The sequence below is a fragment of the Paraburkholderia bonniea genome (assembly GCF_009455625.1).
GTDB lineage: Bacteria > Pseudomonadota > Gammaproteobacteria > Burkholderiales > Burkholderiaceae > Paraburkholderia > Paraburkholderia bonniea.
This window is the reverse complement of record NZ_QPEQ01000001.1, coordinates 2,621,627-2,635,169: the sequence shown is the minus strand read 5'-3', so window position 1 is coordinate 2,635,169 and position 13,543 is coordinate 2,621,627. Positions and strand designations below refer to the sequence as shown.

Genomic DNA, 13,543 nt, shown 5'->3' with positions numbered 1-13,543 from the left:
AGGCAAAAAAGCCGCCGATTTGATCGTTTGATCGCCGGCGGCTTTTTGTCGTTTGCCCGTGATTCAGGCGGCTGTCTTCAGGGTTGAATCTTTAGGCAGCGGCAGAGGGTTAGCCGCGCTGACGGCGGGCATTCTCTGCAATTCGCATCCGCAGGGCATTGAGCTTGATAAAGCCGCCCGCGTCCGCCTGGTTGTAGGCACCGCCGTCGTCGTCGAACGTGGCGATGGTTTTATCGAACAGCGTTTCTTTGGAGTCGCGCGCGACCACGGTGACGCTGCCTTTGTACAGCTTGACGCGCACCCAGCCGTTTACCTTCTCCTGGGTGTGGTCGATCAACACCTGAAGCGCGCGGCGCTCCGGGCTCCACCAGTAGCCGTTGTAAATCAGCGCGGCATAACGGGCCATCAGGTCGTCTTTCAGATGAGCGACTTCGCGGTCGAGCGTGATGGATTCGATGCCGCGATGGCCTTTGAGCATGATGGTGCCGCCAGGCGTTTCATAGCAGCCGCGTGACTTCATGCCAACGTAGCGGTTCTCCACCAGATCCAGCCGCCCGATGCCGTGCTTGCCACCCAGGCGGTTGAGTTCGGTCAGCATCGCGGCTGGCGTCAGGCGTTTGCCGTTCAGCGCGACCGGGTCGCCGTGTTCGTATTCGATATCGAGGTATTCGGCCTGGTCTGGCGCGGCTTCTGGTGCGACTGTCCAGCGCCACATGTCGGCTTCAGCTTCGGCTTTCGGGTCTTCGAGATGGCGGCCTTCAAACGAGATGTGCAGCAGGTTGGCATCCATCGAATACGGCGCGCCGCCTTGCTTGTGCTTCATTTCAATTGGGATGCCCGCTTTTTCTGCATAGGCCAGCAGTTTTTCGCGTGATAGCAGGTCCCATTCGCGCCATGGAGCGATGACCTTGATGCCGGGTTCGAGCGCGTAATAACCGAGCTCGAAACGCACCTGGTCGTTGCCTTTACCTGTTGCGCCGTGCGATACCGCTTGCGCGCCACAGGCGCGGGCGATTTCGATCTGGCGTTTGGAGATCAGCGGCCGCGCGATTGAGGTGCCGAGCAGATATTCGCCTTCGTAAATCGTATTGGCGCGGAACATCGGAAACACGTAATCGCGCACGAATTCTTCGCGCAGGTCTTCGATGTGGATGTTTTCGGGTTTGATGCCAAGTTGCAGGGCTTTTTTACGCGCTGGTTCCAGCTCTTCGCCCTGACCGATATCGGCGGTGAAGGTGACGACTTCGGCGTCGTAGTTGTCCTGTAACCATTTCAGGATGACGGAGGTATCGAGGCCGCCGGAATAGGCGAGCACGACTTTCTTGATATCGCTCATGGTGAACTCGTGGCAGAGAGGCTGGCTGATGCGAGCCGGTTAGGCGCGCGGAAAAGGCGCTATTTTGACATCAAACCCATTGCGCTTTGTGTTTTTAGACTGGCTAAAGCGGAATAGAAAAAGATAAGGCTGCAGCATCAGGCCGGTGTGGCCGGGTGCTGCAGCCGGGTGGGTCAGTGATTGAGCTGGCCCAGCAGCAAAAATTCCATCAGGGCTTTTTGCACATGCAGGCGGTTTTCTGCTTCGTCCCACACGACGCTTTGCGGGCCGTCGATTACTTCAGCACTGACTTCCTCGCCGCGATGGGCTGGCAGGCAATGCATGAACAGCGCATCGGGGTTGGCGCGCGCCATCATTGCGGCATCGACGCACCAGTTGGCGAAGGCTTGCTTGCGCGCTTCGTTTTCGGCTTCGTAGCCCATGCTGGTCCAGACGTCGGTGGTGATGAGGTCGGCACCGACGCACGCTTCGCGGGGATCGGCGAATTCACGGTAAAGCGGCGCGCCTTGTGAGGCGACCCGCGCTGGATCGAGTGCGTAGCCGGGGGGGTGGACAGATGCAGGTTGAAACCGAGTATTTCGGCCGCTTCGATCCACGTGTAAAGCATGTTGTTGGCGTCGCCGATCCACGTCACGGTTTTGCCGCGAATGGGTCCGCGATGTTCGACGTAGGTGAAGATGTCCGCCAGCACCTGGCATGGGTGAAACTCATTGGTGAGCCCATTGATGACTGGCACGCGTGAATTTTCGGCAAAGCGCTGGATGATTTCCTGGCCGAAGGTGCGAATCATGATGATGTCGACCATCCGCGAGATCACTTGGGCTGCGTCTTCGATGGGTTCGCCGCGCCCAAGCTGGGTGTCGCGTGTGCTCATGAAAACTGCGTGGCCGCCCAGCTGGAAGATGCCGGCTTCGAACGACAGACGGGTACGCGTCGAGTTTTTTTCGAAGATCATCGCCAGCGTGCGATCGTGCAGCGGGTGATAGGTTTCGTAGTTTTTGAATTTGCGTTTCAGGATGCGTGCGCGTTCCAGCACGTATTCGTAATCTTCCAGGGAGAAATCCTTGAACTGCAAATAGTGACGAATTTTCTTGGTAGTCATGAAACGGGGGCAGCGCTCGTACCCGGCAGTATTGCTGGGGCCGATGCTGTTATTTAGGGATGGTTGAAGGTGAGCTCGAAGCAGCATAAAGGAATTCGCAGCGTTTGACGAGTTAGCCAAAAGGCTTGCTGGATATGGCGCGAGTGTCTCTCAAGGGCTTTTTTGCGGCCGGCGGCAGTGCGGGGGCGGGGGCGCTGCGCTATAATTTCAAGGTTTTTGTCAGCCCAGCCGGTCAGGTTTATGCCTGCAAGACACGGCTTGAGTCATCTGGTGTTTCATGCGTACTGGTGGCCGGGACTGCAGAGCATCCACAAGATGTTCCGGCAGCTTGACCGCCGGGCAGCCGCACAGGTATCCCTACATGGTCGAAGTACCCCCAACCGAATTCTTTATTCAAGGCATTACTAAAAGCGGCAAAAAATTCCGGCCAAGCGACTGGTCGGAACGGCTCGCGGGTGTGATGTCGAGCTTCGGGCCGGGCGCGCGCGGGCCAAACGCCCGTTTGCAATATTCGCTGTATGTGCGTCCAACCATGCTGGGCGACCTCAAGTGTGTGATTCTCGATTCCCGTTTGCGTGAAATTGAACCGATGGCGTTCGATTTTGTGATGAATTTCGCCAAAGACAACGATCTTGTCGTGACCGAAGCGTGTGAGTTGCCGCCCGAGCACGGCACGCAGCAAAAGGGCGTGGCCCGCTAGCTGGTAGCGATGCCTTTCTGCCTTTCCGGGCTTCGGAATAAAAAAGACCAGAAATAAAAAAGCACCCTGATGGGTGCTTTTTTATGGTGCAGCGGAAACAGGAAGTAACCCGCTATGGCGGGCTAACCGGAATGCGATGCGAATTACTGAGCTGCTGTTGCCTGCAGGCCTTTGATGGCTGCAGAAAGGCGGCTTTTCAGACGGGCTGCCTTGTTTTTGTGAACGATGTTCTTGTCAGCGATGATGTCGATCGTTTTGGCTGATGCCTGGAAAATTTCAGCGGCTTTCGCTTTGTCGCCACTGTCGACTGCTTTGCGCACGGCCTTGATGGCGGTACGGAATTTCGAGCGCAGTGCCGAGTTGTGCGAGTTGGCCTTGGCGGCCTGGCGAGCGCGTTTGCGTGCTTGTGCGGTGTTTGCCATGACGGTTCCTTATCCTGTTCCTGTTTCCAGAGCCTGGCCTTTTAAAGGTGGCCGGGCACTGCTTTGCTTTAGATCCGAACCCCTGGAAGCGATTGCCCAAGGGCGCAAAAAATATCGAAGGCTACTGGTTTGCCCCGCTCTCCATCCGTTTTGCCCCGTTTTTTGCCGCTTATTGCTGACTTGCCGCTGAGTAATCAGGCTAATCAGACATAACCCCGGCGCTGACGGAATGGCTTCTGAAGCAATAAAATTCAGGCTATCTGAAAATTGAGCGAGCTTCGAAACCGAAGATTATAGCAACAAAATCAGCGATGTGCGAGAAAAAGCACAGCCATGAAGTTGCTAGGGAGGCTGTGGCGGATAGTTTTTGCTGGGCGGGGCCAGTCTGGTGCGCGCGGGTAGTATCTGCGGGCGGTATCCGTATAATGAGCGCCCCATGAATCTCTTCCGAGCCTTACTGACGGTCAGCGGTTTCACGCTGCTGTCGCGCGTGACCGGATTGGCCCGCGAAACACTGATCGCCCGTGCGTTTGGCGCCAGTCCATACACCGACGCGTTTTACGTCGCTTTCCGTATTCCGAACCTGCTGCGCCGGATTTCCGCCGAAGGCGCGTTCTCGCAGGCTTTCGTGCCGATTCTTGCCGAATTCAAAAACCAGCAAGGCCATGACGCCACCAAGGCGCTGGTTGATGCGACCTCGACCGTGCTGGCGTGGGCTCTGGCGCTGCTGTCACTGATTGGCGTGGCGGGGGCGTCATGGGTGGTGCTGATTGTCGCGTCCGGCCTGCGGGCTGAGGGCGAGGCCTACGCGCTGGCCGTCACGATGACACGCATCATGTTCCCGTACATCGTGCTGATTTCGCTGACGTCGCTCGCGTCCAGCGTGCTTAATACCTACAAAAATTTCTCGCTGCCCGCGTTCGCGCCGGTGTTGCTCAATCTCGCGTTTATCGCCGCGGCCTTGTTTATTGCGCCGTTGCTGCACACGCCGGTGTACGCGCTGGCATGGGCGGTGATTGTTGGCGGGGTGCTGCAGTTCGTGGTGCAACTGCCCGGATTAAAGAAGATCGGCATGCTGCCGCGCATTGGCCTGAACCCGCTGCGAGCGCTTGCGCATCAGGGCGTCAAGCGGGTGCTGGCGAAGATGGTGCCGGCGATGTTCGCGGTGTCGGTGGCGCAGATCAGTCTCATCATCAATACCAATATCGCGTCGCATATCGGGCCCGGCGCGGTGTCGTGGATCAATTACGCTGACCGCCTGATGGAGTTCCCCACCGCGCTGCTGGGTGTGGCGCTCGGGACTATCTTGCTGCCCAGCCTGTCAAAGGCCCACGTTGATGCCGACGAGCACGAGTATTCGTCGCTGCTCGACTGGGGCTTGCGCGTGACCTTCCTGCTGGCGGCACCTAGTGCGGTTGCGCTGTTTTTCTTTGCCGAACCGCTCACGGCGACCCTGTTTCATTACGGCAAGTTCGATGACCATGCGGTGGTGATGGTGGCGCGTGCGCTGGCCGCGTATGGCATCGGTCTGATCGGCTTGATCCTGATAAAAATTCTCGCGCCGGGTTTTTATGCCAAACAGGACATCAAGACGCCGGTGAAAATCGGCATCGGTGTGCTGATCGCCACCCAGCTTGGCAACCTGGTATTCGTGCCGTTGTTCGCTCATGCGGGGCTGACGCTCAGTGTTGGGCTAGGTGCCTGTGTGAATGCATTACTGCTGTTCGCTGGTTTGCGCCGGCGCGGAATTTACCTGCCGTCGCAAGGCTGGCTCAAATTTCTCGTGCAGCTCGCGGGGGCGTGCCTCGTGCTGGCGGGGGCGATGCACTGGTTTTCGGCCAACTTTGACTGGATTGGCCTGCACGCCAGGCCGTTCGAGCGCATGGCGTTGCTGGGGGCGTGCCTCGTGCTCTTCGCCTCGCTTTATTTCGGTATGCTCTGGGCAATGGGCTTCAAGTACGCCTATTTCAGACGACGAGTGGCGTAATGACCATAACCCGGGTTCTCGATTACTTCAGCACGCTGGTGGCCGACGATGACAGTCTGCCGCTCACCGAAGCGGCACTGGCGCTAGCCCAGGACGCTTATCCCGATCTCGACTTGCAAGGCACGCTGGCTGAGCTTGATGCGTTGATTCTGCGGTTGCAGCAGCGCTTGCCGCGAGAGGCCAGCATCAAGCAGAAAGTCGCCTTGCTGAACCAGTTTTTCTTTCGTGAGCTGGGCTTCTCCAGCAACCTCAACGATTACTACGATCCCGACAACAGTTATCTGAACCGGGTGCTCAAGCGGCGGCGTGGAATTCCGGTGTCGCTCGCGGTGCTGTATCTGGAAATGGCTGGGCAGATTGGGATTCCGGTGCGCGGGGTTTCTTTTCCGGGGCATTTTCTACTCCGCGTCATGACGCCAGCGGGTGATGTGATGCTCGATCCCACAACCGGGCACTCGCTGTCCGAGAGCGAGATGATCGAGATGCTTGAGCCTTATGTGGCGAAGGCGGGGGAGCCGGTCGGGCGGGCGTTGCGCTTGCTGCTGCAACCGGCCACACGGCGCGAGATCGTCGCGCGCATGCTGCGTAACCTGAAGACCACGTATTTGCAGACCGAGCGCTGGCAGCGCTTGCTGGCCGTGCAGCAACGGCTGGTGATCTTGCTGCCGGACAGTATCGAAGAAGTGCGCGACCGTGGGTTTGCCTACGCCCGTTTGAATTACCTGCGTCCCGCGCTCGAAGATCTTGAGCACTATCTGGGCGATTGCCCGGATGCCGGGGACGCTACCCTCATCGAGACGCAATTGCAGGAGCTGCGTCAGCGTGCCCAGCACAACGACCACGAATGATGCGATGTGACGCGATGATGGCTGCGGCGCGGGCCGCGCTTTACTTCGGTTGCATCCGGATCGCGCCATCCAGGCGAATCACTTCGCCATTCAGCATCGGGTTATCGAAAATCTGTTTGACCAGCATCGCGTATTCCGCCGGTTTGCCGAGGCGCGGCGGAAACGGCACCATCGCGCCAAGCGCATCCTGAACTTCCTGTGGCATGCCCAGCAGCATCGGCGTTTCGAAGATGCCGGGGGCGATGGTCATCACCCGGATCGCGTTGCGTGACAGGTCGCGGGCGATGGGCAGCGTCATCCCAGCAATACCCGCCTTGGATGCCGCATACGCGGCCTGACCCATTTGCCCATCGAAGGCGGCTACCGAGGCCGTGTTCACCACCACTCCTCGTTCACTCTGCGCATTGGGCTCGTTCTGCGCCATCGCCGCTGCGGCGAGCCGCAGCATGTTGAAGGTGCCGGTGAGATTGATTGACAGCGTGCGGGTAAAGGCCTCTAGCGGATGTGGCCCTTCCTTGCCGAGGGTTTTGATCGCAGGCGCGATGCCAGCGCAATTGACGAGCCCGCGTAATGTGCCCAGTTGCGTGGCCGCTGCGACCGCTTGCTGAGCGTCTTCTTCGCGGCTGACATCGCACTTCACAAACACGCCGCCAAGCTGCTGCGCGAGGGCTTGGCCTGCCTCCTGGTTCAGATCGGCCAGCACCACCTTGCCGCCGTGCTGCGCGAAGAGCTGCGCCGTTGCCGCGCCCAGCCCGGAGGCCCCGCCCGTAATCAGAAATACATTGCCGTGAAGCTCCATGTTGTCTCCTGGGTGTCAGCGTAGGTGTAGAGGGTGTTTTGTTTGAGCCGAACGATTCGAGCGGCGCTATGGATGTGAGTGGACCAAAACAAAACCCGCCAGGGCATGAACTTGCTGGCGGGTTTTGTATAAGACGGCGGCGAACCGGGCGGCGTGGCGCTTACTTCAGCGCATCCAGCACGCGAGTGCGAATTTCTTCGACACTGCCCAGCCCTGAAATGCGGCGGTACTGCGGTGCCTTGAGCGGTGTGGCGGGGTCGCCATTTTGGGCCCAGCCGTTGTAGTAGTCGATCAGCGGCCGGGTTTGCGCGACATACACATCGAGCCGCTTGCGCACGGTTTCTTCCTTGTCGTCATCGCGCTGGATGAGCGGCTCGCCGGTGAGGTCGTCGTGACCAGCGTGCTTGGGTGGATTGAAGCGGTCATGGTAGGTCCGGCCCGATGCCGCGTGAACCCGGCGTCCGCTCATGCGTACGATGATTTCGTCAAATGGCACGTCGATTTCAACTACGTAGTCGATGGCGACGCCTGCCTGCTTCATGGCTTCGGCTTGCGGCAGCGTGCGTGGAAAACCGTCGAACAGATAGCCATTGGCGCAGTCAGGGGCCAGCAGACGTTCTTTGACCAGGCCGATGATGAGCTCGTCTGGCACGAGTTCGCCCGCGTCCATGTAGCGTTTGGCTTCGACGCCAAGAGGTGAGCCTGCCTTGACCGCAGCGCGCAGCATGTCGCCCGTGGAAATCTGCGGAATGCCGAACTCGGTCTTGATGAAGTTTGCCTGGGTGCCCTTGCCCGCTCCGGGAGCGCCCAACAGGATCAAACGCATGTGATATCTCCAGATCTATGTGAATTTCGTGCAGCGCGGCCCGTGCTTGAAGATGCGGCTTGCTGCTTCTCCAAGTCGTTGTGTTTCGCACTGCGCAGTGAAACTGGCGGTGCGGCAAAACAGGCGAAAAGGAGCTGGGGCAGGTAAAGCCGGATGCAAATCTGACGAGCGGTGTAGCGAAGTGGGGCGCGCAAAACGTCCGATTATGCCATGGGTTTTTCTGCCCCCGAGGCAAATCCCGAGGCGAATAGCGCCTGCACCCGTGCTAGATCGGCGGGGGTGTCGACTCCGGGGAGCGGCGCGTCACTGGTGAGCAGCACAGCGATGCGCTCGCCATGCCACAGCGCGCGGAGTTGTTCGAGCGCTTCGGCTTGTTCGATGGGGGCTTGGGTGAGCGTCGGGTAGGTGCGCAGAAACTGTGCGCGATAGGCGTACAGGCCGATGTGGCGGTAGACCGTCACCGCTGCGGGCGGCGTGGGCATCGCGCCAATTTCAGGCCAGTGCGGCTGATAGGCATCGCGGGCCCAGGGGATCGGCGCGCGGGAAAAATACAGCGCGATGTCGCGCGCGTCGAGCACGACTTTGACAACGTTCGGATTAAAGATGTCGGCAGGGTCGGTGATGGGGTGGGCGGCGGTGGCGATGGCGCAGCCGGGGTTCGCTGCCAGATGCGCGGCGACGCCGCGCACGAGTGCTGGGTCGATCAATGGCTCATCGCCTTGCACATTGACGATGAGGGTGTCGTCGCTCCAGCCGAATTGCGCTGCTACTTCTGCCAGACGATCCGTGCCGGAGGGGTGATCGGCACGGGTGAGCACTGCTTCGAAGCCGTGCTGGCGGGCTGCGTCGAGGACCGCTGGCGCATCCGAGGCGACGAGTACCTGGCTCGCTCCGGCGGCGCGGGCGCGTTCCGCGACGCGCACCACCATCGGTTTGCCGCCGATATCAGCGAGAGGCTTGTTGGGTAGCCGGGTAGAGGCGAGGCGTGCAGGCACTACGGCAATGAACGGGACGGCAGGGGAGTTGGTCATCGGGAGCAACGCGCTAGCGCTAGGTGGGCTGTCTGGAACCGGAGGGGTGAGGCGGCGGGTTGGTGCCGCCTGGCACGTGGTGAACTGGGTTCGGCCTGGTGCCGTTTAAAGGGTGCTTAAAGGGTGCTTAAAGGGTACTTAAAGGGGTCTGCCAAAGCTTAAAGAGCGAATAAAGGGTGCTCAAGGAGTACTTGAAGGCAGACACACTCAGCCCGGTCGTGGGTGGCCGTGGGCTGAGCTGAGTGAGCTGGATTGAGCGTGCCTTGTCAGGCTGGGCGCGCGGGATCGGGGTCGACGAGTGTGCCTTCGACGGTTTGCCGGGCTTCGTCGACGAGCATCACAGGAATGCCGTCGCGGATCGGATAAGCCAGTTTGTCCACACTGCAAACGAGTTCTTGTGCCGCACGCACATAACTAAGCGGCCCTTTGCACAGCGGACAGACAATGATTTCAAGCAAGCGAGCGTCCACGGAGTTTCTCCACAACTAGGGCAATGAGGCGGGGGTCCAGCACGGCTTCGACTGGGACAACCCAGATTCGGGCATCGCGCCAGGCGGCCAATTTTACTGCATCCTTTTCGGTGACCAGAATGGCGTCCGAGTCGACTGCCGCGAACGGATTGCTGCTGAACGCGTAATGATCGGGCAGTGCGAGCGTGCGTGGGGTGATGCCCGCCGCGCGGACGGTGGCGAAAAAGCGCTCAGGCGCACCGATGCCCGCGGCTGCCAGCACGCGCTGGTCGCTGAACTGCGCCAGCGGCCGCCGCAGTGACGGTTGATTGAGATGCCAGGCATCCGCGGGCACGAGATTGAGGGCAAAGGTGTTGGGCCAGGGCGGCAGCACTGCTTCATAAGGGTTGTTAACCAGCGTGGCATCGCGGCGGCGTGATAGCGGTTCGCGCAACGGGCCTGCGGGTAGCAGGAAGCCATTGCCGCCCAGCCGGTGATCGAACACCACCACCTCGACATCGCGCGCGAGCCGGTAGTGCTGCAAGCCATCGTCGCTGACGATCACGTCGACTTGCGGCTGGGCGTGGCAGAGCGCGGTGGCGGCCGCGACGCGATCCGGGCAGACCCAGACCGGTGCGCCAGTGCGGCGCGCGATCAGGAGCGGTTCATCGCCCGTTTCGCTGGCGTTTGAGGTGGGGCTGACCGGGACCGGCTGGCGCACCGTCGCGCCATAGCCGCGCGACACGACGCCCGGCGTGAAGCCCGCGCTACGCAGCGCTTCGACCAGCGCGATCACGCTGGGCGTTTTGCCGGTGCCGCCAACCGTCACATTGCCGACGACCACAACGGGCACGTGCAGCTGCACTGCCTGGCACCAGCCCAGCGCATACGCGGCGCGGCGGGCCGCCGTGATGGCCGCAAACAGGCAGGCCAGCGGTGTCAGAGCCCAGGCCAGCGGGCCGCGATGCTGCCATTCCTGGGTAAGACGGGCCTCAATGCGGCCGCGTAAGCCGCTCATGTCAGTTGCGCCACAACGGCGTCAGGCAAGACCTGCATGGAAGGGATTCTCCGGGGAAGGTGAAAGATGCCGGGGTGAGAGGGCAGGAGGGCGGCTGGCCGAAGTCCGGTGCTTGATGAGCGATTAATTGAGCAACTACTGAACATGAGCCCCTGTGCCGGAGTGGCCGCGCGAAACCCCGGCACTCTAGCGTGCGACCTAGCCGCGCGGCAAGCCGCGTGCCGTGTTTGCGTGGTGGACGGGAGTGGAAGCGCCCCGTCCAGCCTGTGGATAACTTTGTGGAGAATTCACTGTTTCACGTCTAGAAAAGGCCGTCCAGCCGTGTTGTTATCGTCATTCAGCATTGTTTTATGGATAAAAAGCATAAATAAATCAAAGGCTTGATGCGGATTTAGTAGATCTGGCAAGCAATCTGGGCATATTTGGGACAAAAGCCGGAAATTGTGAACATTTTGTGTTTCCCGGGCGCTGCGCTGGACGTTGGCGGCGCGTCGGTCTATCGTCTGGACCACTCTGTCAAACCGGTTTTCCCGTATGAATTCCACGCCTGATTTTTCTTCCCCCGAGCTGGCTAGTGCCGAGGTTGTCGTGCCGGTTTCGGCCCTGAACCGGGCGATTGGCTCGATGCTGGAGCGCTCGTTTCCGCTGGTCTGGGTCGGTGGCGAGGTGTCGAACTTTACGCGCGCCGCCAGCGGCCATTGGTACTTTTCACTCAAGGACACGCAGGCGCAGATGCGCTGCGTGATGTTCCGTGGCCGGGCGCAGCATGCGGGCTTTACGCCGCGCGAAGGCGACCATATCGAAGTGCGGGCGCTGGTCACGATGTACGAGCCGCGCGGTGAGCTGCAACTGAATGTCGAAGCGGTGCGCCGTACCGGCCAAGGCCGGCTGTACGAGGCGTTCCTGAAGCTCAAGGCGCAGCTCGACGCGGAAGGGCTCTTCGCCGCTGAGCGTAAGCGTCCGTTGCCGCTTCATCCGCGCGCGATCGGGATCGTCACATCATTGCAGGCGGCGGCATTGCGCGATGTGTTGACCACCTTGGCACGCCGCGCGCCGCATATCGCGTTGATCGTGTATCCCGCGCCAGTGCAGGGCGCAGGCGTAAGCGCCAGGCTCGCGGCGATGGTGAACGCGGCCAGTGCGCGGCGTGAGGTCGAGGTGCTGATTGTGTGCCGGGGCGGCGGGTCGATTGAAGACCTGTGGGCGTTCAACGAGGAGGTGCTGGCGCGGGCGATTGCGGCGTGCGAGATACCCGTGGTGAGCGGCGTGGGCCATGAAACTGATTTCACGATTGCCGATTTTGCGGCGGATGTTCGCGCGCCGACGCCAACTGCCGCCGCTGAACTGGTCAGCCCGCAACGGGCTGTGTTGCTGCGTGAGCTGACGCAGCGCCAGGCGATGCTGGCGCGCGGTTTCGAGCGTCTGCGCGAACGGCGGGCGCAGCAGCTCGACTGGCTGGCGCGGCGGCTGGTGTCGCCCGCTGAGCGGCTGGCGCGCCAGCGCATGCATTTGCAGCAACTAGGAGTGCGCTTGGCGTCGGCGGGCGCGCGTCCCGTGCGCGACGCGCGGGCGCGCTTTGCGTTGACGCAGATGCGCTGGCAGCGCTGGCGCCCCGATCTGGCCGCACATCAGTCACGGCTGACGGGGCTGACGCAGCGTCTTGATCAGGCGCTGCTGCGGCGGCATGAACGACACGTCGCGCGGGTGGCGACATTGGCCGCGCGGCTTGAGGTGCTGAGCCCGCAACGCACGCTGGAGCGCGGCTATGCGGCTGTGCTCGAGGCGCATAGCGGCCGTGCAGTGCGGACACCCGCGACACTGAAGCCGGGCCGGCGTCTGACGCTGCATCTGGCTGATGGCACGGCCGATATCACGCTCGCCGATGTGCAGGCGCGGCTTGGTGACGATTTCTAGCTGGCTAGCTGGTTGGCTGGCTCGGGTGGGGGCGGTTGAATATGCTCCCGGTGCGTATTGCCAGGCACCGCCATACCACGCCTGGTCGATGCCTTTCTCCGGGAGGCTGTCGCCAATCGTTGGGTAGTGCTGAGGAGATAGCACGCGGGTTCGGTGGCTCAGCGTCACGCCGCGTCGCCTTCTGCTGCGAGGCACGCGCGGCCAGGCTGGTAGAGCGGGTTTAGCGTAAGTGCAGCTGGTTTGCGGGGTTATTCCAACTCGCCTACAATCGAGCGTTCTACGGCGTTATCCCGCAGATCCCCCACAAACAGACAGAAAGGAACAACACCATGGAACATACGCTCCCAGCGTTGCCTTATGCGAAAAATGCGCTTGCCCCGCATATGTCGGAAGAAACCCTTGAGTTTCACTACGGCAAGCATCATCAAACCTATGTGACCAATCTGAACAATCTGATCAAGGGGACGGAGTTTGAAAATCTGTCGCTCGAAGAGATTGTCAAGAAAGCGAATGGCGGCATTTTCAACAACGCCGCGCAAATCTGGAATCACACCTTTTTCTGGAACAGCCTGTCGCCCAAAGGTGGCGGCGCACCGGCTGGCGCACTAGGTGACGCCATCAACCAGAAGTGGGGCTCCTACGACAAGTTCAAGGAAGAGTTCGCCAAGACCGCAGTCGGCACGTTCGGCTCAGGCTGGGCGTGGCTCGTGAAGAAGCCGGACGGCTCGCTCGACCTGGTGTCGACCAGCAATGCCGCTACCCCGCTGACCACAGACTCAAAGGCACTCCTGACGATTGATGTGTGGGAGCACGCGTACTACATCGACTACCGCAATGCCCGTCCGAAGTTCGTTGAAGCGTTCTGGAACCTGGTTAACTGGGACTTCGCAGCGAAGAACTTTGCTTGAGTTTTGTCGGGGTTTTATCTGACAGACAGAGCTGTTGTGGCGTCGACGTGATTCTCTGATCTAGCCTGGAAAATCCAGGCGGGTCGCCGCAGCAAGATTTGGCATTGATAGCAGGAGTGAAAGCCCTCGGTATGAGGGCTTTTTTTATGGTGCGCTCAGCATGGGCGCACCATAAAAAACGAGACGTCAAACATCGACGTCCC

Annotated in this window: 12 protein-coding genes and 1 pseudogene; 5 read left to right on the top strand and 8 right to left on the bottom strand. The window is 60.6% G+C overall.

The features are described 5' to 3' along the window. Positions 1 to 109 precede the first annotated feature (109 nt). Both GH656_RS11570 and argF read right to left on the bottom strand, forming a co-directional pair. Complete coding sequence (locus GH656_RS11570) at positions 110 to 1,336, bottom strand: argininosuccinate synthase (protein ID WP_153076063.1); 1,227 nt, start codon at positions 1,334 to 1,336, stop codon at positions 110 to 112. Positions 1,337 to 1,509: 173 nt separating this feature from the next. Next, positions 1,510 to 2,438: pseudogene (gene argF, locus GH656_RS11565) on the bottom strand (ornithine carbamoyltransferase). Between the two features lie 361 nt (positions 2,439 to 2,799). On the opposite strand from argF, the gene GH656_RS11560 reads away from it, so the two are divergent. Beyond that, positions 2,800 to 3,138, top strand: coding sequence for a DUF3579 domain-containing protein (locus tag GH656_RS11560; RefSeq protein WP_153076062.1), 339 nt, complete (start codon positions 2,800 to 2,802; stop codon positions 3,136 to 3,138). Positions 3,139 to 3,281: 143 nt separating this feature from the next. On the opposite strand, the gene rpsT is transcribed toward GH656_RS11560, so the two are convergent. Then, positions 3,282 to 3,560, bottom strand: coding sequence for a 30S ribosomal protein S20 (gene rpsT, locus GH656_RS11555; protein WP_153076061.1), 279 nt, complete (start codon positions 3,558 to 3,560; stop codon positions 3,282 to 3,284). Positions 3,561 to 3,996: 436 nt separating this feature from the next. Here rpsT and murJ point away from each other — a divergent pair, with 436 nt between their 5' ends. Beyond that, on the top strand, positions 3,997 to 5,547 hold the full coding sequence (gene murJ / locus GH656_RS11550; protein WP_153076060.1) for a murein biosynthesis integral membrane protein MurJ: 1,551 nt from the start codon (positions 3,997 to 3,999) through the stop codon (positions 5,545 to 5,547). A gap of 5 nt (positions 5,548 to 5,552) precedes the next feature. Further along, the gene (locus GH656_RS11545; RefSeq protein WP_153076656.1) at positions 5,553 to 6,395 is read left to right on the top strand and encodes a SirB1 family protein; all 843 of its coding nucleotides are present in this window, start codon (positions 5,553 to 5,555) and stop codon (positions 6,393 to 6,395) included. Positions 6,396 to 6,435: 40 nt separating this feature from the next. On the opposite strand, the gene GH656_RS11540 is transcribed toward GH656_RS11545, so the two are convergent. The 5 genes from GH656_RS11540 to lpxK form a co-directional block, all read right to left on the bottom strand. Further along, positions 6,436 to 7,194: a 3-hydroxyacyl-CoA dehydrogenase gene (locus GH656_RS11540; RefSeq protein ID WP_153076059.1), complete on the bottom strand. Its 759-nt coding sequence runs from the start codon at positions 7,192 to 7,194 to the stop codon at positions 6,436 to 6,438. A gap of 160 nt (positions 7,195 to 7,354) precedes the next feature. Further along, positions 7,355 to 8,020 (bottom strand): adenylate kinase, encoded by a 666-nt coding sequence (gene adk / locus GH656_RS11535; RefSeq protein WP_153076058.1) that lies wholly within the window; start codon positions 8,018 to 8,020, stop codon positions 7,355 to 7,357. A 203-nt stretch (positions 8,021 to 8,223) separates the two neighbouring features. After that, on the bottom strand, positions 8,224 to 9,051 hold the full coding sequence (gene kdsB, locus GH656_RS11530) for a 3-deoxy-manno-octulosonate cytidylyltransferase (RefSeq protein ID WP_153076057.1): 828 nt from the start codon (positions 9,049 to 9,051) through the stop codon (positions 8,224 to 8,226). A 266-nt stretch (positions 9,052 to 9,317) separates the two neighbouring features. After that, a complete protein-coding gene (locus tag GH656_RS11525) occupies positions 9,318 to 9,521 on the bottom strand; it encodes a Trm112 family protein (RefSeq protein WP_153076056.1) in 204 nt (67 codons plus the stop codon). After that, positions 9,502 to 10,518 (bottom strand): tetraacyldisaccharide 4'-kinase, encoded by a 1,017-nt coding sequence (gene lpxK / locus GH656_RS11520; protein ID WP_153076055.1) that lies wholly within the window; start codon positions 10,516 to 10,518, stop codon positions 9,502 to 9,504. The genes GH656_RS11525 and lpxK overlap by 20 nt, the downstream gene beginning before the upstream one ends. Positions 10,519 to 11,052: 534 nt before the next feature. On the opposite strand from lpxK, the gene xseA reads away from it, so the two are divergent. Both xseA and GH656_RS11510 read left to right on the top strand, forming a co-directional pair. Next, the gene (xseA, locus tag GH656_RS11515) at positions 11,053 to 12,432 is read left to right on the top strand and encodes an exodeoxyribonuclease VII large subunit (protein ID WP_153076054.1); all 1,380 of its coding nucleotides are present in this window, start codon (positions 11,053 to 11,055) and stop codon (positions 12,430 to 12,432) included. A 329-nt stretch (positions 12,433 to 12,761) separates the two neighbouring features. Beyond that, positions 12,762 to 13,340, top strand: a complete 579-nt coding sequence (locus GH656_RS11510) for a superoxide dismutase (RefSeq protein WP_153076053.1) — start codon at positions 12,762 to 12,764, stop codon at positions 13,338 to 13,340. Positions 13,341 to 13,543 lie beyond the last annotated feature (203 nt).